The organism is Streptomyces sp. NPDC093510 (assembly GCF_040683555.1).
Lineage (GTDB): Bacteria > Actinomycetota > Actinomycetes > Streptomycetales > Streptomycetaceae > Streptomyces.
Genome location: NZ_JBFBEE010000001.1, coordinates 154,983 through 175,455 on the forward strand (window position 1 = coordinate 154,983; position 20,473 = coordinate 175,455).

The 20,473-nt window shown below is 72.1% G+C and carries 16 protein-coding genes; 6 read left to right on the forward strand and 10 right to left on the reverse strand.

What is annotated here, in order from left to right; all coding sequences use genetic code 11:
• Positions 1–176: 176 nt before the first annotated feature.
• Entirely contained in the window at positions 177–1,397 is a 1,221-nt protein-coding gene (locus AB0N81_RS00610; RefSeq protein WP_365354370.1) for a sensor histidine kinase, read from the forward strand.
• Positions 1,394–2,098 (forward strand): response regulator transcription factor, encoded by a 705-nt coding sequence (locus AB0N81_RS00615; protein ID WP_365354371.1) that lies wholly within the window; start codon positions 1,394–1,396, stop codon positions 2,096–2,098. Before AB0N81_RS00610 ends, AB0N81_RS00615 begins: the two co-directional genes overlap by 4 nt.
• A 36-nt stretch (positions 2,099–2,134) precedes the next feature.
• On the opposite strand, the gene AB0N81_RS00620 is transcribed toward AB0N81_RS00615, so the two are convergent.
• From AB0N81_RS00620 to AB0N81_RS00630, 3 genes are read right to left on the reverse strand one after another with little or no spacing between them, the layout of a single operon-like run.
• On the reverse strand, positions 2,135–3,430 hold the full coding sequence (locus tag AB0N81_RS00620) for a sugar ABC transporter substrate-binding protein (RefSeq protein ID WP_365354372.1): 1,296 nt from the start codon (positions 3,428–3,430) through the stop codon (positions 2,135–2,137).
• A complete protein-coding gene (locus tag AB0N81_RS00625) occupies positions 3,430–4,263 on the reverse strand; it encodes a carbohydrate ABC transporter permease (RefSeq protein ID WP_365354820.1) in 834 nt (277 codons plus the stop codon). The genes AB0N81_RS00620 and AB0N81_RS00625 overlap by 1 nt, the downstream gene beginning before the upstream one ends.
• Positions 4,263–5,186 carry a sugar ABC transporter permease gene (locus tag AB0N81_RS00630; RefSeq protein WP_365354373.1) on the reverse strand — a complete coding sequence of 308 codons (924 nt, stop codon included), beginning with the start codon at positions 5,184–5,186 and terminating at the stop codon, positions 4,263–4,265. The genes AB0N81_RS00625 and AB0N81_RS00630 overlap by 1 nt, the downstream gene beginning before the upstream one ends.
• 170 nt (positions 5,187–5,356) lie before the next feature.
• On the opposite strand from AB0N81_RS00630, the gene AB0N81_RS00635 reads away from it, so the two are divergent.
• Complete coding sequence (locus AB0N81_RS00635) at positions 5,357–6,220, forward strand: aminoglycoside phosphotransferase family protein (protein ID WP_365354375.1); 864 nt, start codon at positions 5,357–5,359, stop codon at positions 6,218–6,220.
• A gap of 5 nt (positions 6,221–6,225) precedes the next feature.
• Here AB0N81_RS00635 and AB0N81_RS00640 read toward each other — a convergent pair whose 3' ends face one another.
• The 4 genes from AB0N81_RS00640 to AB0N81_RS00655 form a co-directional block, all read right to left on the reverse strand.
• Positions 6,226–6,936: a 3'-5' exonuclease gene (locus tag AB0N81_RS00640; protein WP_365354377.1), complete on the reverse strand. Its 711-nt coding sequence runs from the start codon at positions 6,934–6,936 to the stop codon at positions 6,226–6,228.
• A gap of 102 nt (positions 6,937–7,038) precedes the next feature.
• The gene (locus tag AB0N81_RS00645) at positions 7,039–8,280 is read right to left on the reverse strand and encodes an SAV2148 family HEPN domain-containing protein (protein WP_365354378.1); all 1,242 of its coding nucleotides are present in this window, start codon (positions 8,278–8,280) and stop codon (positions 7,039–7,041) included.
• 101 nt (positions 8,281–8,381) lie between these two features.
• The gene (locus AB0N81_RS00650) at positions 8,382–9,698 is read right to left on the reverse strand and encodes a copper amine oxidase (RefSeq protein ID WP_365354380.1); all 1,317 of its coding nucleotides are present in this window, start codon (positions 9,696–9,698) and stop codon (positions 8,382–8,384) included.
• 64 nt (positions 9,699–9,762) lie between these two features.
• On the reverse strand, positions 9,763–10,554 hold the full coding sequence (locus AB0N81_RS00655) for a Tat pathway signal sequence domain protein (protein WP_365354382.1): 792 nt from the start codon (positions 10,552–10,554) through the stop codon (positions 9,763–9,765).
• 156 nt (positions 10,555–10,710) lie between these two features.
• Here AB0N81_RS00655 and glgX point away from each other — a divergent pair, with 156 nt between their 5' ends.
• Complete coding sequence (gene glgX, locus AB0N81_RS00660) at positions 10,711–12,819, forward strand: glycogen debranching protein GlgX (RefSeq protein ID WP_365354384.1); 2,109 nt, start codon at positions 10,711–10,713, stop codon at positions 12,817–12,819.
• Here glgX and AB0N81_RS00665 read toward each other — a convergent pair.
• Positions 12,794–14,029, reverse strand: a complete 1,236-nt coding sequence (locus AB0N81_RS00665) for an MFS transporter (protein ID WP_365354385.1) — start codon at positions 14,027–14,029, stop codon at positions 12,794–12,796. The genes glgX and AB0N81_RS00665 overlap by 26 nt on opposite strands.
• A 132-nt stretch (positions 14,030–14,161) precedes the next feature.
• On the opposite strand from AB0N81_RS00665, the gene treY reads away from it, so the two are divergent.
• Positions 14,162–16,741 (forward strand): malto-oligosyltrehalose synthase, encoded by a 2,580-nt coding sequence (treY, locus tag AB0N81_RS00670; protein ID WP_365354821.1) that lies wholly within the window; start codon positions 14,162–14,164, stop codon positions 16,739–16,741.
• Here the strand turns inward: treY and AB0N81_RS00675 are convergent.
• Together AB0N81_RS00675 and AB0N81_RS00680 are read right to left on the reverse strand one after the other, a co-directional pair.
• The gene (locus tag AB0N81_RS00675) at positions 16,677–17,843 is read right to left on the reverse strand and encodes a cytochrome P450 (protein ID WP_365354386.1); all 1,167 of its coding nucleotides are present in this window, start codon (positions 17,841–17,843) and stop codon (positions 16,677–16,679) included. The genes treY and AB0N81_RS00675 overlap by 65 nt on opposite strands.
• A 148-nt stretch (positions 17,844–17,991) precedes the next feature.
• Positions 17,992–18,552 carry a DUF1707 and FHA domain-containing protein gene (locus AB0N81_RS00680; protein WP_365354388.1) on the reverse strand — a complete coding sequence of 187 codons (561 nt, stop codon included), beginning with the start codon at positions 18,550–18,552 and terminating at the stop codon, positions 17,992–17,994.
• A gap of 144 nt (positions 18,553–18,696) precedes the next feature.
• Between AB0N81_RS00680 and treZ the strand changes: the two genes are divergently transcribed.
• Complete coding sequence (gene treZ, locus AB0N81_RS00685; RefSeq protein ID WP_365354390.1) at positions 18,697–20,442, forward strand: malto-oligosyltrehalose trehalohydrolase; 1,746 nt, start codon at positions 18,697–18,699, stop codon at positions 20,440–20,442.
• Positions 20,443–20,473: the final 31 nt, after the last annotated feature.

Genomic DNA, 20,473 nt, shown 5'->3' on the forward strand with positions numbered 1-20,473 from the left:
GCCGGAAGGGGACGCGCCCGTGACCCTGGTCCGGCACCGGGCCGCGGGCAGTACTCCGGTACTGGTGCGAAGAACCGCCCCCGTACCGATCAAGGGCCCCTTCCCACCGGGATGTAATGGTGCGGAACGACGGGACACCAGAGCCCGACGAACCGGCTCGACTTGGAGGCGCCCGGATGGGCCGCGACTTCTTCCCTCCGGTACCGCCCACGGGCGGGGCACGGCCGACGCCGGGTGATGCGGCGGTCGCCGTCGCCGCGGTGACGCTCGACGTACTGGCCTATCTGGCGCCGGGCGAGGAGGGGCCGGGGGCGCCGGTCACCGTGCCCGGTGTCCTGCTGGTCGCCGTCTCCCTGGTCCCGCTGCTCTTCAGGCGCCACCGTCCCGTGCCGGTGCTCGGCGCGGTCCTCATCGTGCAGCTGGCCGTGAACCTCGGCCTCGCCGTCGACCCGGGCGCGCCCATGTCGAACAGTTACGGCGGCGCCGTCGCGGTGGCGCTCTACACCGTGGCCAGATACGGCGGGCGGCGCGCCGTGACGCTCGGCGTCGTCGCCACCGCGCCCGTGCAGATCGCGCGATACTTGCACAACGGCATACCCTTCCTGGGCATGGGCATCACCGATGTGCTGGTGACGCCCTGCCTCATCGTCGCCGTCGGCCTGGCCGTGCGGCAGTGGAAGCGGCAGCTCGACATCAACCGGAAGCTCCTCGCCGACCGCGCGGTGACCGAGGAGCGGCGCCGCATCGCACGGGAGCTCCACGACATCGTGGCCCACCACATCACCACCATGTACCTGATGTCCGGCGGGGCGAGGTCGACCCTGGACCGCGACCCCGAGACGGCACGCGAGGCCCTGGTGACCCTGGAGGAGTCGGGCCGCACGGCGCTGCACGAGATGCGGCAGCTCCTCGGGGTGCTGCGCAGCACCGACACGCTGGAGGAGGCGCCGTCGGAACCCCAGCCCGGGGTGGACGGCATCGAGCGGCTCGTGGCCGACTCGACCGCCGCGGGCCTGCCGGCCGAACTCCACGTCACCGGGCAGCCGCGCCCGTTGCCGATGACCGTCGGCCTCACCCTCTACCGCATCGTGCAGGAGGCGTTGACCAACGCCCGCAAGCACGCCGGGCCCGCCCGCGCGACGGTACGGCTCGCCTATCTCCCGGACCGTGTCACCGTCGAGGTGACCGACGACGGAGCCGGTGACACCAGGGCGCCCGACGGGCTCGGCAGGGGCGGCGGATACGGTCTGCTGGGCATGCGGGAACGCATCGCCCTGCACGACGGTTCCCTGCACGTCGGCAGCCGTGAGGAAGGCGGGTTCCAGGTGGCCGCGAGCGTGCCGTCGCCCGCGGACACGTACGAGAACACGTACGAGAAGGAGGACGGGACCCGATGACTTCTCCCGACGAGCCCGGGCCCGAGCGGATCACCGTACTCATCGCGGACGACCAGCCGCTCGTGCGCCGCGGTCTGTCACTGATCCTGCGCTCGGACCCCGCCATCGAGGTCGTCGGCGAGGTGGGCGACGGCGAGCAGGCCGTCGCCGCGGCCCGCGAACTGGGCCCCGACGTGATCCTCATGGACATCCGGATGCCGGTGCTCGACGGGGTCAGGGCCACCGAGCGCCTGGCCGCCGAGCTGCCCCGATGCCGGGTCCTCGCCCTCAGCACCTTCGACATGGACGAGCACGTGGTCGGGGCGCTCCGGGCGGGGGCCGCGGGCTTCCTGCCCAAGGACGTCTCCCCCGAGGAACTGGTCGCCGCGCTGCGCACCGTCCACCGCGGCGAGGCGGTCGTCGCCCCACGGCTGCTGACCCGGCTGCTCGCCACGTTCGTGACCCCGGCCCCGGCCTCGCACCCGCCGAGCGCGGACCTCTCCGGGCTCACCCCGCGCGAGGTGGAGGTGCTCCGGCTGATCGCCGCGGGACTCGACAACACCGAGATCGCGCGGCAGATGGAGATCGGCGTCCAGACCGTGAAGAACCACGCCACGGGCATCTTCGCCAAACTGGGCGTCCGCGACCGCGCGCAGGCGGTCATCGCCGCGTACGAGTCGGGGCTGGTGCGGGCGGGTCAGGGCAACGGGGCCAGACACTGAACGCCCGCGGCGAAAGACACCCACCCGGCGAAGCGCTTACCGCTGATACCTCTTGAGGACCAGGTTCCCGTCCTCGACGAGGCGTTTCCTGAGCTCGTCGAGGTCGATCGCCCCGCTGTAGTACTCCTGGAGCGCCGGCGTCGCGACCTTGTCCTTCCACTCCGGGTAGCCGCGCACCGTCTGCGCGGGTGCCGGCCGCAGATGCTCGGCGAGCGCCGTACCCGCGGCCCAGTCGTCCTTCTTCGTCCGCAGGGCGGGATCCCTCAAAGCCTCCGCGCCAGTGGGCAGCATCCAGTCGCCGCGCGCGAGCTTCACCATGTTGTCCGGCTGGAGGAAGAAGTCGATGAACTCGGCCGCCTCCTTCTTGTGGGCGCTGTCCTCGGAGACGGACAGCGTCTGCGGGCTGACGCCCTGCGCGAGCCCCTCCTTGCCCGCCGGAGCGGGCAGCACCTGCCAGTCGAAGCCCTCGGGCGCCTGCTGGACGATCTGCTGGCGGTAGGAGAAGCCGAGCGGGACCATCGCGTACTTGCCGCCGAAGAAGCCGGGCAGGGTGTCGGAGCCGCCCATGCCGAGCGTCGTGCCCGAGGCGCTTCCGTCGTTGTCGACCTGGTCGTGGACCGTGCGCGGCATGATCTCGTCGGCCGCCCCGAAGCGGACGTCGACCTTGCCGTCCTCGCCCCGGTGGAACATCTTCCCGCCGGTGGACAGCGAGAGGTTGAGTGTCGCGGAGACCGGTTCCTTGAGCGGCCAGGCGACGCCGTACTTCCCGTCCTCGCCGTCCCCGAGCTCCTTGGTGACCTCGCGGAACTCCGCCCAGCTCCACGGCTTCGCGGGCGTCGGAATCCGTACGCCGGACTTCTTCAGCCACTTCGCGTTGGCGATCAGGACGCGCGGCTCCTGGAGGAACGGCACGCCGTAGACCTTGCCGTCGAAGGTCGTCGTCTGCCAGCTGCGCTCGGGGATGTCGGACTTGAGGCGCTCGGGGAGCAGGCCGCCGAGGTCCGCGAGGTATCCGCCGTACGCGAAGTCGGCGAGGTCGTCCGAGGCGTCATGGATGATGTCCGGCGCCTCGCCGCCCTCGAAGGAGGTGAGCAGCTGGTCGTGGACGTTGTCCCAACTGCCCTGGAGGTACTCGACCTCGACGTCCGGGTGGGTGGCGTTCCACTCCTCGACGAGCGCCTTGTTGGCGTCGACGGACTCCTTCTGCCAGGCCAGGGACTGGAACTGGAGGGTGATCTTCCCGTCGTCGTCGCCGGAGTCGCCGCTGCAGCCGGCGAGCAGCAGCGCGAGGGCGGTCGCGGTGGCGGCCCACAGCCGCGGTGCCGTCCGCATCAGGCCTTCACCGCCCCCGCCAGCATGCCGCCGGTGATCCGCTTCTGGATGATCGCGAAGATGACGAGCGAGGGGATGGTCGCGAGGAACGCGGCCGCGGCGAGCGGCCCGAGGTCGGCGACGCCCTCCGTGCCGATGAAGCGGTTCAGGATGACCGGCAAGGTCTGCTTCTCCGGGGTCTTGAGCAGGACGAGCGCGAAGAAGAACTCGTTCCACGCGGTGATGAAGGCGAACATCGCCGTGGCCACGATGCCGGGCGCGAGCAGCGGCGCGACGACCGAGACGAACGTACGCACCCGGCTCGCGCCGTCCACCGCGGCCGCCTCCTCCAGTTCGGCGGGGACCGCGCGGACGTATCCGACGAGCATCCACAGCGCGAACGGCAGCGACCACACCACGTACACCATGATCAGGCCGAGCAGGGAGTTGATCAGGTGGAGGTTCTTCAGGACGAGGAACAGCGGGATGATGATCAGGACGAACGGGAACGCCTGGCTGATCACCACCCAGCCGGTGGCCGCCTTCGCCAGGAGGTTGCGGTGCCTGGCCATGACATACGCCATCGGGGTCGCGATGACGACCGCGATCAGGGACGCGCTGAGCGCCGCGATCAGGGAGTTGCCCGCGGCCTGGAGGAGCGGCTGTTCGTCGAAGGCCTGGCGGAAGTTCTCCAGGGTCGGGTCCTTCGGGATCCAGGTGGGGTGCAGGCTGCCCAGTTCCCGTGCGGGCTTGAAGGCCGTGGAGATCAGCCAGAGGAACGGGAAGGCGAGGAAGACGAGATAGGCGGCGAGCGCCACGTACTGCGCGGCGCGTGTCGACTTCTTCGTGGGCATCATGCCTCGTCGCCTCCCTTCAGGCGGCCTACGAGGTAGAAGGCGAGGATGACGGAGATCACCGCGACCATCACGCAGCCCATGGCCGCGGCATAGCCGAACTGGCCGTAGCGGAAGGCTTCTTCGTAGGCGAAGAGCATGGGCAGGCGGGTGCGGCCGCCGGGGCCGCCCTGGGTGAGGACGTAGACCAGGGCGAACGAGTTGAAGTTCCAGATGAAGTTGAGGGCTGTGATGGCGAGGGCGATCGGCTTGATGGCGGGCCAGGTGACGGTGCGGAACCGGCGCCAGGCGCCCGCGCCGTCCATCGCGGCGGCCTCGTGCAGTTCGCGCGGGGTGTTCTGCAGTCCGGCGAGCAGCGCGACGGTGGTCTGCGGCATGCCCGCCCAGACGCCGACGACGATCACGGCGAAGAGCGCGGTGGCCGTGCCGGTCAGCCAGTCCTTCCCCTCCCCCAGGCCGAAGTTCGAGAGCGTTTCGTTGAGCACGCCCGCGTCCGGGTGGTAGACGAGCCGCCACATGATGCCGACGACCACCTCGGGCATCGCCCACGGGATGATCGCAAGGGCTCGCGCAAGCCAGCGCATCCGCAGCGGCTGGTTGAGCAGGAGGGCGAGGCCGAGCGCGAGGAAGAACTGCGGCACGGTGACACCGAACGCCCACAGCAGGCCGATCCTGAACGAGTCCCAGAACAGCGTGTCGTGCAGCAGGTCCTGGAAGTTGAGGGTGCCGATCCACTGCGTGGACCGGGTGCGGCCCGACTGGGAGTCGGTGAAGGCCAGCGCGATGCCGTAGAGGAGCGGGCCGACGCTGAGGACGAGGATCGGGATCAGCGCGGGCAGCACGAGGAACCACGCGCCGTGGTCCGCGGCCTCGCGTCGCGGTGCGCCTCTCGCTGACCGCTTCTTGGCGGTCGCCAATGTCACGGAATCGGCTCCTTCGGGCGGCTCATGCGGGTCTGGCCGCCCCGGCGGCCCCCGTCATCGTGCTGATGTGACCTTGATACGTCAAGCAGCTGGGCGCCCTCGCACGCCGGTTGGCCTGTGTGAATGCGAGACTGTCGGGCGAACGGTGCACCAGGTGCGGGAGGCAGGCAATGGACGAGGCACGCGCGCGGGACGTACTGGACGCGGCGGATCTGCCGGTTCCGGTGAGCGGGGCGCGCCTCGTCGCGCTCGGCGAGAACGCGGTGTTCGCCGTCGGTGAGCTGGTCGTCAAGGTCGGCAGGGCCGCTCCCGAACTCCTCGCGAGGGCCCGGCGCGAACCTGCCGTCGCCGAGTGGCTCGCGAAGGCCGGTGTCCCCGCCGTGCGGGCCGCCGAACCGGAGCCGCGTCTTGTGGACGGCCATCCGGTGACGCTGTGGCACCGCCTGCCGGAGGCCGTGCGCCCCGCCGAGCCGCGCGACCTCGCCGCACTGCTCCGTCTCGTCCACGACCTTGACCCGCCTCCCTTCGAACTCCCCCGCCGTGAACTGCTCGGCGGCGTGGAACGCTGGCTGCGGCTCGCGGGCGACGCCGTCGACCCGGCCGACGCGGACTATCTGCGCGAGCGCAGGGACGGGTTCGCCGCCGCGGCGGCGGCGCTGACCCCGCACCTCGCGCCGGGTCCTGTCCACGGCGACGCGCTGCCGCGCAATGTCCTGGTCGGTCCCGACGGGCCCGTGCTCGTGGACCTGGAGACGTTCTCCTTCGATCTGCGGGAGCACGACCTCGTCGTCATGGCACTCTCCCGCGATCGGTACGGGCTCGCGCCCGAGGCGTACGACGGGTTCGTGTCGGTCTACGGGTGGGACGTGCGGGAGTGGGAGGGGTGCGCCGTGCTGCGCGGCGCCCGGGAGACGGCCAGCTGCGCGTGGGTCGCGCAGCACGCGCCCGCCAATCCGAAGGCGCTCGCAGAGTTCCGCCGACGGGTGGCGTCCCTGCGGGACGGGGACACCGAAGTGCGCTGGTTCCCCTTCTGAAGCGGCTAGTCCACCGCCCTCAGGGGCCAGAGGCCCTCGACCACCGCGTCCGCGTTGCCCTTCTTGCGCAGGAAGTTCTGGAAGTCCGCCGCCCATTCCGCGTACCACTCGATCTGGCGGCTGTGCAGGGCCGCCGGGCCGAGGGACGCGACCTTCGGGTGGCGGTCGGCTATCGCGCAGGCCAGCCGGGCCGCGGCCTGGGCGTCGGCCGCGGCGTCGTGGGCCTCCTCCAGGCGCACGCCGTACTCCGTGCAGACCGCTTCCAGGTTCCGCTTGCCCCTTCGGTAGCGGTCCACGGAGCGGTCGATCGTGTACGGGTCGATGACCGGGCCGGGGGCGGTGCCGCCGAGGCGGTCGCGCAGCGACGGCAGGCCGTGCCTCCGGAGCTCGGCGGAGAGCAGGGTCAGGTCGAAGACCGCGTTGTACGCGACGACCGGGACGCCCGATCGCCAGTACGAGGTGAGGACGTCGGCGAGCGCGTCCGCGACCTCGTCGGCGGGCCTGCCCTCGGCCGTCGCCCGTTCGTCCGTGATGCCGTGCACGGCCACCGCCTCGGCCGGGATCGGGACTCCCGGGTCCGCGAGCCACGTACGACGCCCCAGCGTTTCGCCGGCCTTGACCTCGATGACCGCGCCGGTGACGATGCGCGCCTCGGTCGGGTCCGTCCCCGTCGTCTCCAGGTCGAAACCGATCAGCAGCTCCTGGTGCCAGCCCATGGCCGCCCCCTTCTTCGTGGTGCTTTCCCCCAGTGACCACCACGATCCCATGGGCCACTGACAATCCGAGGACCGCATTCCGCTTCTGCCCGCCGAGGGGGGTCAGGACACCGGCCGCGAGTCCGCCCAGGCCAGCTCGAACTCTTCGCGGTATGTGGTGAAAAGCCCGCCCTCGCCCGGATCGCCCGACTTCACCACCTTGCTGCCGCCCCGCAGCACCAGGACCGGCGCCTCCATGCCGCGCGTTCTGCGCAGATACGACTGGACGACGGCGATGCCGTCCGAGCCGTCCCCGTCGACCAGGTACGCGGTGAAGCGGGGCGTCTCGTCGAAGACCTGGATCTCGAAGGCGCCCGGGTCGCGAAGGCGCGCCCTGACCCGCCGCATGTGCAGGATGTTCATCTCGACGGAACGGCTCAGCTCCCCCTTCTTGATGCCCAGTTCACGCTCCCGGCGCTTCACCGAGCTGCTCGCCGGGTTGAGGAAGAGCAGCCGCACCCGGCAGCCGGACTCGGCGAGCCTGACCAGGCGGCGCCCGGAGAAGTTCTGCACGAGGAGGTTGAGGCCGATACCGATCGCGTCGAGGCGGCGGGCGCCGCCGAAGATGTCCTCGGCGGGGAACTGCCGCAGGAGCCGCACCCGGTCCGAGTGCACGGCCACCACGTCCGCGTACCGGTCGCCGACCAGGTCCTCGACCGCGTCGACGGGCAGGCGGCGCGCGGAGGGCGTGTCGGTGCCCGAGCCGAGGATGTCCAGGAGCCTGGCCGAGGCGCGCTCGGCCTGGGCGAGGACCGCCTCGGACAGGGCCCGGTTGCGGGAGACGACGTTGCGGGTGACCTCCAGCTCGTCGAGGGCCAGCTCGACGTCGCGCCGGTCGTCCAGGTACGGCTCGAAGCACGGCCAGTGCTGCACCATCAGCTCCCGCAGCTGCGGGAGCGTGAGGAAGCTGAGGACGTTGTCGTCGGCCGGGTCGAGCAGATAGCCCTTGCGGCGGCTCACCTCCCGCACGGCGACGGCCCGCTGCACCCACTCCTGACCGGCGGGGCCCGCCGCCGCGACGACCCAGTCGTCGGCGTGGACGGGTTCGTAGACGGGACGCAGAACAGCGGCCACGACCGCGCGCAGCCGCTGCTCCACCAGATTCAGCCAGATGTAGGCCCGCCCGGCGCGCTGTGCGCGCGTACGGACCTCACGCCAGGCGTCGGCGTCCCAGTCCAGTTCGGGTCCGATCTGAGATCCCGTCTCCATCGGCCGGGCCAGGGACACCGCTCCGGCGGGTACGTCCGCGGAGCTCCCCTCGTGACCCTCGTCACCAGGGGGCAGCTCCCGACCACCCGAGCTCACCCGCGCACCGCCTTCCGCTCCCGGACACTCCTCCGGTCAACGATCAAGGAAGGGTACTCCGGGAGCGGCAGGAGGTGCAGCCCGATGGGCAGGGTGGTTTCTCAACCGCCCATCGGAGGCTGGCCGTTCTGGTTCGCCAGGTCCTGCGGAGTGAGCGGGCTCATAGCGGTGACGTCGCGCGCGGCCAGCGAGAAGCCCTGCCAGTGGACCGGCATGGGCTGCTGGTCCTCGTCACGCGCGATGTGGTGGTAGCCGATGTGCACCCAGGAGATGGGGTGCGTCAACGTCTCGCCGTTCGCGTACTTGTCCACGCTGTTCGCGGCGCCGTTGGGGCAGCCCGGGTTGTTGCTGGCGTACTGCTCGCACTTCTTGTACTGGGTGAAGTACACGTCGTGCTTGGTGAAGGGCCGTCCGGCGTGCTTGCTGCTGGCGCCGGGGACGAACTCGTACGAGCGCGGGTGGCCGTCCTTGTTCTTGCCGGCCCCGCTGACCACACGCCACCAGCGCATGTCCTTGCGGTCGCCCGCGAGTTCCTTGGTGACCTTGGTGCGGGTGGTCTTCGTGGTGGGGCTGCCGTCGCCGGTGGGCGGGGTCACCTTGGAGTCGTACTGCTCGACCTTGGCCTTCGGGGAGCCGTCGAGGCCGAAGTTCAGGCGCCAGAACACGTTGTGGGCGTGGCTCTCGGCCTTGGCCTGGTCGCCCTTGCCTATCGGCCAGCCCCGGCTGTCGCCGCCGTCGTAGTCGTACGGGGAGAGGCTGCCGGTCGCGCCGACGTTGGACGTGATGGTGCCGTCCGAGGAGAACCGCCACTCGGTTATGTACTCGTACCAGGAGGCCTTGTTCACGGTGTAGACGAGCAGGTCCTTGGCCTGGCCGGTGTAGACCTTGCCGGTGCCGCCGGTGGACGCGTCGTCGTTGAGGCGGTAGGCGTGGCCACGCGCGCGCGTGGTGGTGCACAGGCCCTTCACGTCGCCCCGGTGCGGGACCTTGACGGTCTTGATGGTGCCGCCGGGGCACTCGCCGGGCTTGAGGTTCTGCAGGGCCTGGCCGAAGTCGGTGCCGGTGACGTCGTCGTACTCGGCCTGGCCGTCGTCGTAGGGGACGTGCACCTGGGCGAGCCGGGCGCTGGTCAGGACGGGGATCGGCTTCGGCTCGCCCTTCGGCTGGTAGCTGATCTTGTCGAGGATCAGGCCGGAGAGCGTGTTGTAGTGCCAGCACATGCGCCAGGTCGTGCCGCCGTCGACGGTCTGCTCGATCTTGTAGGCGTCACTGCAGTCGGCCGCCGCGGCGGGTGCGGAGGGTGCCTGGGGGGCCGCCGACGCGGGTGAGGCGACGGAGACGGCGCCGCCGAGGAGCGCGGAGACCGCGAGGGCCATGGTGGCCCGTTTGCGGGCGCGCGGAAGTCTGTTGACGTGCATTACGGAGTGCACTCCCTCGTAAGAGGAGAAGTTGATGTGTGGTCTCGTGCGCGGGCGCCCGGGGTCAGCCGAGTCGGCCCACGGTCCGGGTGCTCAGGTCGACGACGAGAGCCCGCGTGTCGATCCACGGACCGTTCTTGACCTTGGTGACGACCTGGAGGCACCGGTGCTTTCCGCACTCGGCGAGGCCGGACGGCACACGCTTGACGGTCTCCTTGCGGAAGACCATGCCGCTCAGCTGCAGCTGCTCCGGCCCGGTCAGCGCCTTGCCCGTGGCGTGCTTGAAGTCCTTCTTCAGGCCCTTGCCGAGCGGGTCGGCGATCAGCAGCCTGGCGCCCTCGACGAGCTCTTCCTGGCTGGGCGGCGGCTGGACGCTGTTGGTGGTGACCGTGTCGTCCACCTTGCCGGTCTCCAGGTTCACCGTCTTGGTGATGACGGCGTCCTTCTTGTAGTCGTAGTAGACGACCTCGGCCTTGCGCGGGGCCGTTGCCGCGCCGCCGCCCGGCTCGGGCTCGCTGAGGTTCGTGGACAGCAGCTGCGGGCCGCGGTCCCCCTCGACGTCCCGGGCGCTGGAACGCATCTGGCCCGAAACCGAGGCCTTCTCGGCCCGCTCGATCTCCTCGTCGGTCAGCGGATCGCTGCCGACACCCTTGGCGCCCTCCTCGGGCGCGGCCTCCACGACGCCGTCCTTCGCGATGGCGTCCTGCTCCGCCGCTGCCGCGTTGGCCTGGCGGTCCCCCGAGCCGCCTGCCTCCGATCCCGGCAGATTGACGCCCACCAGCACAGCGGTCGCGGTCGCCGCAACCGCCGCGCCCGCCACCACCTTCCCCAAGTGGCGTCTGACTATCTCTCGCACTACTCCCCCTACTCCCCTGGCGCCCCTTCATGGGCATGCCGAGTATGTGGTCGGACGGTTAGACGGGTACAACTCCTGGGTGGTTGCCCCACTTTCGGGCACACTCTGGCCGAAGTGGCCCCGATCTGAGGGGGCGTGAGTGGAAGAGTCTTATTCATGCAGGTCTGGCCTGGGCAGGCGTATCCCTTAGGTGCGACGTACGACGGAGTCGGCACGAATTTCGCGGTCTTCTCCGAGGCCGCAGAGCGAGTGGAGCTGTGTCTGCTGCACGACGACGGCTCGGAGACGGCCGTCGAGCTGCGCGAGTCCGACGCGTTTGTGCGGCACGCGTATCTGCCCGGCGTCATGCCGGGACAGCGCTACGGCTTCCGGGCGCACGGCCCCTACGCACCGGAGCATGGGCACCGCTGCAACTCCGCGAAGCTGTTGCTCGATCCGTACGCGCGCGCGGTGAGCGGGCGCGTCGACTGGGGCGAGGAGGTGTACAGCTACCACTTCGAGGAGCCCGGCGAGCGCAACGACCTCGACTCGGCCCCGCACATGATGACGTCCGTCGTGGTCAATCCGTACTTCGACTGGGGTGACGACCGGCCGCCGCGGACCCCGTACCACGAGACGGTGATCTACGAGGCCCATGTGAAGGGCCTGACGATGCTGCATCCGGACCTTCCGGAGGAGCTCCGCGGTTCGTACGCGGCGCTCGGGCACCCGGCGATCATCGAGCACCTCACCGGCCTCGGCGTCACCGCGCTGGAGCTGATGCCGGTCCACCAGTTCGTGAACGACCACCGCCTGGTGGACATGGGCCTGAACAACTACTGGGGCTACAACACCATCGGCTTCTTCGCCCCGCACAACGCGTACGCCTCCTGGGGCGACCGGGGCGAACAGGTCCTGGAGTTCAAGCAGGCCGTGAAGGCGCTGCACGAGGCGGGGATCGAGGTGATCCTGGACGTCGTCTACAACCACACGGCCGAGGGCAACCACCTGGGCCCGACGCTCTCCTACAAGGGCCTCGACAACGCCTCGTACTACCGCCTCATGGACGATCCCCGCTACTACATGGACACGACGGGGACCGGCAACTCCCTCCTGATGCGCTCGCCGCACGTACTCCAGATGATCATGGATTCGCTGCGGCACTGGGTCACGGACATGCACGTGGACGGGTTCCGCTTCGATCTCGCGGCGACGCTGGCGCGGCAGTTCCACGAGGTGGACCGGCTCTCGTCCTTCTTCGACCTGGTGCAGCAGGACCCGGTGGTCAGCCAGGTGAAGCTGATCGCCGAGCCCTGGGACGTCGGCGAGGGCGGCTACCAGGTGGGCAACTTCCCGCCCCTGTGGACCGAGTGGAACGGGATGTACCGCGACACGGTGCGTGACCTGTGGCGCGGCGAGCAGCGCACTCTCGCGGAGTTCGCCTCCCGGCTCACCGGTTCGTCCGACCTCTACCAGGACGACGGGCGGCGTCCGCTGGCGTCGATCAACTTCACCACCTGCCACGACGGCTTCACGCTGCACGACCTCGTCTCGTACAACGAGAAGCACAACGAGGCCAACGGCGAGGGCAACCAGGACGGCGAGAGCCACAACCGATCCTGGAACTGCGGCGCCGAGGGCGAGACGGACGATCCGGACGTCCTGGCGCTGCGCGCCCGGCAGATGCGGAACTTCACCGCCACCCTGATGCTCTCCCAGGGCGTGCCGATGCTCAGCCACGGCGACGAGTTCGCGCGCACGCAGAACGGCAACAACAACGCGTACTGCCAGGACAACGAGCTGGCGTGGGTGCGCTGGCCGGACGGTGAGAACTCGCTGCTTGCCTTCACCCGGACGATGGCGATGCTCCGGCGTGACCACCCGGTCTTCCGCAGGCGGCGGTTCTTCCACGGCCGGCCGGTCCAGGGCACGCACGACGAACTGTCGGACATCGCCTGGTTCACCCCGGAAGGCGATGAGATGGAGCAGCCCGACTGGGACGCCTCGCAGGCGCGCGCCCTGAGCGTGTTCCTGAACGGCAACGCCATCTCGGAGCCCGGACCGCGCGGGGAGCGGATCTCCGACGACTCGTTCCTGCTGATGTTCAACGCGTCACCGGAGCCGATCGAGTTCGTGGTGCCGGTCAACCACGGCCGTCAGTGGCAGATCGTGATCGACACGGCGCACGACGACGGGGTGCCGCCGGAGCCGGGACCGAAGGTGCGGGCGGGCGACCGGCTCACGCTGACCGACCGGAGCCTTACCGTGCTGCGGCGTCCGGCGTGACGGTGGCGGTCCGGGGCACCTCATGGAGGTGACGTGACGGATCGGGGCGGTGCGGTTCGTGGCGGGCGATCAGGGCGATCACGAACGCGACCGCCGCGGCCGCGCTGCCGAGGGCGAACGCCGCCCCCGCGCCGTGCGACTCCGCGAGCCGCCCCGCCACCGCGAGCGTCACCGCCTGGCCGCCGACGAAGGCGCTCGCCGCGAAGGTCATGCCCTCGGCGAGCCGCTGCGGCGGCACGGCTCGCTCGGTCAGCGCGAAGCCCGTGATGAGGTTCGGGGCATAGATGGCACCGAAGAAAGTGACCACTACGTAGAGACCCGCCAGGCTGTCGGTCCACACCAGGGGCAGCGACAGGAGCGCCGCGGCCGCCGTCGCGACACGCCAGCGCGCGATGAGCCCGAAGCGCTCGGGCAGCGCGGCCATGGAGAGCCCCACCACCGCGCTCATGACGCCCATCGCCGCGTACACGAGCCCGGCCTGCCCCGGCCTGCCGAGTTCCTCGGTCAACGCGGTGATCCCCGCCCCGCAGGCACCCAGCAGGACGCCCAGGAAGAGGAGCCCCACCCGCACCACGTACACGGAGCGCGGCAGGCGCGGGCGCTCCCCACGCGCGCGCGTAGGCCCGCCGGTCTCCGCCTTGGGGGTGCGTCCCGTGGGGTGCAGTGCGAAGGCCGTGCCGCAGCCGGCGACCAGGAGCGCGGCCGCCCCGAAGGCGTACGCCGGGTGGCCCGCCACGGACGCGAGGCCCACCAGGGCCGGGCCGAGCACGAAGGACAGCTCGTCCATGGTGCTCTCCAGGGACAGCACGGTGCTCGCGAGCCGGTCGTCGCCGCCCTTGGCGCGCACCAGCGGGACGACGCGGGCCCTGGCCAGCGGGCCGATCCCGGGGATCGTCGCGCCCGCGAGAGCACCCAGGGCGACAAGGCCCGGCGTGGGCAGGTCCGCGACGGCGCCCAGGGTGTACGCCGCGATCGCCACGGCGTTGACGAGCGAGAACGCGAGCACCACGGGGCGCTGGCCGTGCCGGTCCGCGAGCCGTCCGACGAACGGCCCGAGGCCCACCTGGCCGAGCGCGAGCGCGCAGGCGACGATCCCGCCGGTGGCCAGTGATCCGCTGGTCTCGGTCACCAGCAGCACACTGCCGAACTGGATCATGGCCACGGGCAGCCTGCCGAAGAACGAGACGACGGGCAGCGGAGCCCCCGTCATCCGAATCACTGTGCGATACGCGTCCCGTGTGTTCTGACCCATCGTCCGACGCTAACGACGGCGTAGGGCGGACACGCATGAGTCGATGACACGAAAGCCTCCCGAGCGGGTACGTACGTTCGCATGACGCGCATGACGCCGGAGCGCCCCGGCCCCGCGGTACCGCCGCCGCCCACCGCCACGTACCGGCTCCAGCTGCAGCCGGACTTCCCCTTCGCGGCCGCCGAGGCGGCCGTCCCCCATCTGGCCTCCCTCGGTGTCTCGCATCTGCACCTGTCACCGGTGCTCGAGGCGGTCCCCGGGTCGACGCACGGCTACGACGTGGTGGACCACGCGCGCGTGCGCGACGAACTGGGCGGCGAGGAGGGCCTGCGGTCCCTCTCCCGCGCCGCCCGGCAGGCCGGGCTCGGCCTGGTCGTGGACATCGTGCCGAACCACATGGCGGCGGTGCCCCGGCACAACCACGCACTGTGGGAGGTGCTGCGCGAGGGCCCGCGGTCGCCGTACGCGCGCTGGTTCGACATCGACTGGGACGCGGGCGACGGGCGCGTCCTGCTGCCCGTCCTCGGCGGCCGGCTCGGGGACGAGCTCGGACAGTTGCGGGTCGACGGTGACGTGTTGCGCTACCACGAACACGCGTTCCCCCTCCGGGAAGGCACCGCGGAGCTGCCGATGCCGGAGCTGCTGGACGCGCAGTGGTACCGCCTGGCCTGGTGGCGGCTCGCCCGCACGGAGCTCAACTACCGCCGCTTCTTCACCATTTCGGACCTCATCGGAGTGCGTGTCGAGGATGCGGACGTCTTCGAGGCGACACACGGGAAGATCCTTCAGCTGCTCCGGGAAGGCGTCGTCGAGGGTCTGCGGATCGACCACCCGGACGGCCTCGCGGACCCGGGAACGTACCTCCAGAGGCTGCACGAGGCGACCGGCGGGCGCTGGACGGTCGTCGAGAAGATCCTCGCCGACGGTGAGCGCCTGCCCGCCGCCTGGCCGGTGGCCGGCACCACCGGCTACGACGCGCTGCGCCACATCGACGGCGTCCTCACCGACCCGGCGGGCGCCGGTGAACTCCTAGGGCAGTACCGCCGCTTCGCCGCGCCGCCCGCCGACCGGGGCGGCGACTGGGACGCGACGGTGCGGCGGGCCGCGTACAAGGTCGTCACCCGCGAACTCGCCGCCGAGGTCGACCGTCTCACGCGCGCGGCGGGCGCCGTCTGCGCGGCCGTCCCCGCCCTGCGCGACCACGCGCCGTGGATGCTGCGCACCGCGCTCAGGGAGCTGCTCGTGCGGCTTCCCGTCTACCGGCCGTACGTCTCCGGGGGCGACGCACCCGATTCGGTGCTCACCGCCCGCGCCGCCGAGGAGGCCAGGGCGGCCTTCAGCGTGCCCGAGGAGGCCCGGACGGTCGATGTCGTACGGGACATGGCGCTGGGGCGGCTGCGGGCCGCCGAGGGCCCGCAGGTCCTGTCGGCCGTGGAGGAGTTCAGGGCGCGGTTCGCGCAGACCGCGTCGGCGCTGCGCGCCAAGGCCGTCGAGGACACCGCGTTCTACCGGCACGCGCCGCTCCTCTCGGCGGCCGAGGTGGGCGGTGCGCCCGAGCGTCCTGCGGTGCCGGTGGACGAGTTCCACGCGTACTGCGCGCGCGTGCAGCGCGACTGGCCCTACTCGGGGACCGTCCTGACGACCCACGACACCAAGCGCAGCGCGGACGTGCGGGCCGGCATCTCCGTCCTGACGCAGTGCCCCGACCGGTGGGCCGATCTCCTCGCCGAGGTGACCGAGCAGACCTCACGCGTGGGCGGCACGTGCGCGCCCGACCCCCAACTGGCGTGGGCCGCCTGGCAGACGGCGGTCGGCTTCGGCTTCCCCTACGACATGCGCCTGCAGAACGCCCTCCTGAAGCATGTGCGCGAGGCGGGGCTCCACACCAGCTGGACCGAGCCCAACGAGGCGTACGAGAAGGCGGTGGCGGCGTTCGTGGAGGCGGGGCCGTGCGGGCCGCCGCTGTACGCGGTGGCGTCCTTCGCGCGGGAGCTCGGCCCGCACGTGCGGGCGAACGTCCTGGGGGCGGCCCTGCTGCACTTGACGATGCCCGGGGTGCCGGACCTCTACCAGGGCACGGAGGGCGAGTACCGCGCCCTGGTCGACCCGGACAACCGGCGGCCCGCACGCTTCCAGCCGCACGTCCTGGAGCGGCTCGACTCCCAGGGGGAGCCGTGGGACCTCTCGGAGGAGAAGCTCGCGCTCACCGCGACAGCGGTGCGGCTGCGCGCGCGGCGGCCGGAGCTGTTCGGGGGCACGGCCACGTACGAGCCGCTGACCGCAGAGGGTCCCGGCGCCGCGCACTGCCTGGCGTTCGCCCGCTCCGGAGAGGTCGTGGTGGCGACGGCACGGCTCTCCCTGCGTCTCGCGGACGCGGGCGGCTGGCGGGAGACGCGGCTGGCGCTCCCCGCGGGCCGGTGGGCCGATCTGCTCGCCCCGGAGCGGGAGTTCGAGGGCCACGCGCGCGTGGCGGAGCTCTTCGCGACGTCGCCGGTGGCGCTCCTGGAGCGGATCACCGACGCGCGGGAACCCGGCGCCGAGGACGTGGGCGTCACCGAGGACATGAGCCTCACCAAGGACGTGAGCCTCACCGAGAGCGTGAGCCTTACCGAGGGCGTACGAGAAGAGCCCGCGGGCCGCGCGACAGCAGACCCTGGGGAGCCGGCCTGAAGCCCGGCGCCCAGCGCAGCCCCGGCAGGGCGTCGAGCAGGGCGTGCAGGCCGTACCCGGCGGTACGGCCCGCGAGTTCGGCACCCGGGCACGCGTGCCGGCCCATACCGGCCGCGAGGCCGCCCCGGTCCGCGCGGAGGACGTCGTAGCGGTCGGGGTCGGCGAACCGTGCGGGGTCCCGGCCCGCGGCGCCCACCAGGCACGCCACGACCGCTCCCGCGGGCAGCGCGGCGCCCGCCACGACGACCGGGCGGACCGCGCGGCGCAGCACGACGGGGACGGGCGGATCGCGGCGCAGGGACTCCGCCCAGGCCGCGGGGACCAGTTCGGGCCGCTCCCTCACCAGGGCCAACTGCCCTGGGTCGTCGAGGAGGTTGGCGAGGAGTGAGGCGAGCGCCAGCGCGGTCGCCTCGCCTCCCCCGCCGAGCAGCGAGCCGACGAGACCGGCCACGGTCCCGTCGGACAGCGGACGCCCCCCGACCTCGGCGGCGCACAGCACGGAGAGCAGGTCGTCGCCGGGGCGGGCCCGGCGCCGTGCCAGGTGGGGCCGCAGCCAGGCGTCCAGCTCGTGGTGGCCGCCGCCGAGGTGGGTGAGGCCGCCGCGGCACCAGCGCTGGACGCGTGCGGTGTCCTCGCGGGACAGGCCCAGGGCGGCCACGACCGCGGCGGTCGGCAGCCACCGGCAGAACTCGGCGACCAGGTCGCTCTCCTGGCGGGCGGCGATCCGGCGGGCGAGTACGTGTGCGGTGCGCGAGGCGCCCGCGGCGAGGGCGGCGACGGCGCGGCCCCGCAGCGCGGGCTCGATCAGGGCGCGGTGCGCGCGGTGCGTGGCGCCCTCCATGTGCGCGAGGGTCCGCCCCGGCGGCAGCGCGACGAGCTCCTCCCGCCCGAGGGCGTCGCGTACGTCCACGTAGCGGCTCACCAGCCACGCGCCGAGGAGTTCGTCACGCACCAGCGGAAAGCTCTCCCGCAGCACGCGGAACGCCGGGTACGGATCGTGGGCGACCCCGGGCGACACGAGGCTGGGCGGCGGCGGGTGGCGGTGCCCGACCGGTGCGGCCGCGGGTATCGGGTCCTCGGGCGGGACGGAGAGGCAGCGCACCGCGGGGCTCCCACCTGTGCGTCGGCGCGACGAGCGGCCGCGCGGGTGTGTCAAGACGACCACCGCGCGGCCCGTACCGCAGGCCGCGTGCGGCCGTACGGGTGACGCGCCGAACGGCCCGGTGGGGGGCTTCGGTCGGCTGGGGGCCTCAGTTCACCGCGAGGCGGAACGCCATCCGGCCGAAGCTCACCGAGTCCCCGTCCCGGACGATCGCGGCGCCGGTCACCCTGCGGCCGTTGACGGACGTGCCGTTGGTCGAGCCGAGGTCGCGCAGCACCCACATGCCGCCCTGGCGCCGCAGCTCGGCGTGGACGCGGGAGACCGTGTCGTGGCTGAGCCGCAGGCCGTTGGCGGGGTCGCGGCCGATCCGCAGCGGGTAGGGGCTGTCGGGCGACGGCAGCAGCAGCTTCGGCAGGCGCTCGGCCTGCCAGGCCCTGCGCAGCTTCACCGTGAACCCGGAGACCGCCTCCACCCCGCCGAGCACCATGCGGGACCAGCGGCCCTCGGTCCGCAGGTCGTCGGTGAGGGCGGCCAGCTCGTCGGGCCTGCGGGCGGCGAGGACGAGCTCCATGCGCCGCAGGAACGTGTCGTGCGAGAGCCTGCCGACGGCCGCGCCCTCCCTGAGTACGTCCAGCGCCCGGTCGCGCTCGGCGTCCGTCACCCGCGCGGGGGCCGCCGGGAACGTGGAGAACTCGAAAGAGGATGTCACCAGGCAATTGTCGGCCACCCGCGCCCCGGGTGTCCAGATCGGGCGGCTCCGCGGCCGATCGATCACTTCTCCCCACGTGGCGGCGGCTTCTGACGCACCATGGGACCCACGGTGTGACGGACAGCGGACGAGGGAGAACCGTCGGTGAGGTTCGAAGTGTGGGCGCCGGAGGCCGGGCAGGTCGTGCTGGAGTGCGCGGGCACGGCGCACGCGATGGAGCGCGACGAGAGCCGCGCGGGATGGTGGACGGCGCGGGCCGAGGCCGAGGACGGTACGCGCTACGGCTACTCGGTGGACGGCGGGCCGGTCCTGCCCGACCCCCGCTCGCGCCGCCAGCCGGACGGTCCCGACGGGCCGAGCGCCGTCGTGGACCACGACCGGTACGCGTGGCGCACGCCCTGGGCGGGGCGGGGCGTGCGCGAAGCGGTCCTCTACGAGCTGCACGTGGGGACGTACACGCGCGAAGGCACGCTCGACGCGGCGGCGGACCGGCTCGGGCACCTCGCGGAGCTCGGCGTCACGCACGTGGAGCTGATGCCGCTGTGCCCCTTCCCCGGCCGGCACGGCTGGGGGTACGAGGGGGTGTCGCTGTGGGCGGTGCACGAGCCGTACGGCGGGCCCGAGGCGCTGAAACGATTTGTCGATGCGGCGCACGCGCACGGGCTCGGCGTCGTCCTGGACGTCGTCCACAACCACCTCGGCCCGTCCGGCAACTATCTGCCCGCGTTCGGGCCCTACTTCACCGAGACACACCAGACGCCGTGGGGCGCCGCGGTCAACCTGGACGCGCCCGGCTCGGACGAGGTGCGCGCGTATCTGATCGGCAGCGCCCTCGCCTGGCTGCGGGACTACCGCCTCGACGGCCTCCGGCTCGACGCCGTGCACGCGCTGCGGGACACGCGCGCGTGCCACTTCCTGGAGGAGCTGGCCGCGGCCGTCGACGCGCTGGCCGCCGAGCTCGGCAGGCCGCTCTCCCTGATCGCCGAGTCCGACCTCGGCGACCCGCGGGTCGTCACCCCGCGCGCGAGCGGCGGACTCGGCATGCACGCGCAGTGGAACGACGACTTCCACCACGCGCTGCACACCGCGCTCACCGGTGAGGCACAGGGCTACTACGAAGACTTCGCGCGGGCCCCCCTGGCCGCGCTCGGCAAGACGCTGACGCGCGGGTTCTTCCACGACGGCACGTACTCGACGTTCCGGGGCCGCGCCCACGGACGCCCCGTGGACCGCGCGCGGACGCCCGCCTACCGCTTCCTGGGCTATGCGCAGACCCACGACCAGATCGGCAACCGCGCGCAGGGCGACCGCCTCTCGGCCTCCCTCTCCCCCGGCCTGCTCGCCTGCGCGGCCGCGCTCACCCTGACGAGCCCCTTCACGCCGATGCTGTTCATGGGCGAGGAGTGGGGGGCCAAGACGCCCTGGCAGTTCTTCACCGACCACACGGACCCCGAGCTCGCCGAGGCCGTGCGCCGGGGCAGGCGGCGGGAGTTCGCGGCGCACGGGTGGGCCGAGGAGGACATTCCCGACCCGCAGGACCACGGGACCCGCGACCGCTCCTGCCTCGACTGGTCGGAGCCCGGCCGGGACCACCACGCGCGGCTGCTCGCCTGGCACCGCGAACTGATCGCCCTGCGGCGCTCCCGCGGTGACCTCACGGACCCCGATCTGGCGGCGGTGCGGGTCGCCCACGACGAAGCGGCCTGCTGGTTCGCGTTCCGGCGCGGTGACCTGCGGATCGCCGTGAACTTCGGCGCGCGGCCCGTCGTCGTACCGCTGGACGGGCGCCATGCGCGCGTGCTCGCCGCGTGGGAGCCGGTCGAGGCGCCCGCGGCGGACGGGGTGGTGCGCCTGCCCGCCGAGTCGTGCGTGATCCTGGCGACCGCCTAGCATCGCCTCGCCCCCGTCACGGGGGCCTGTC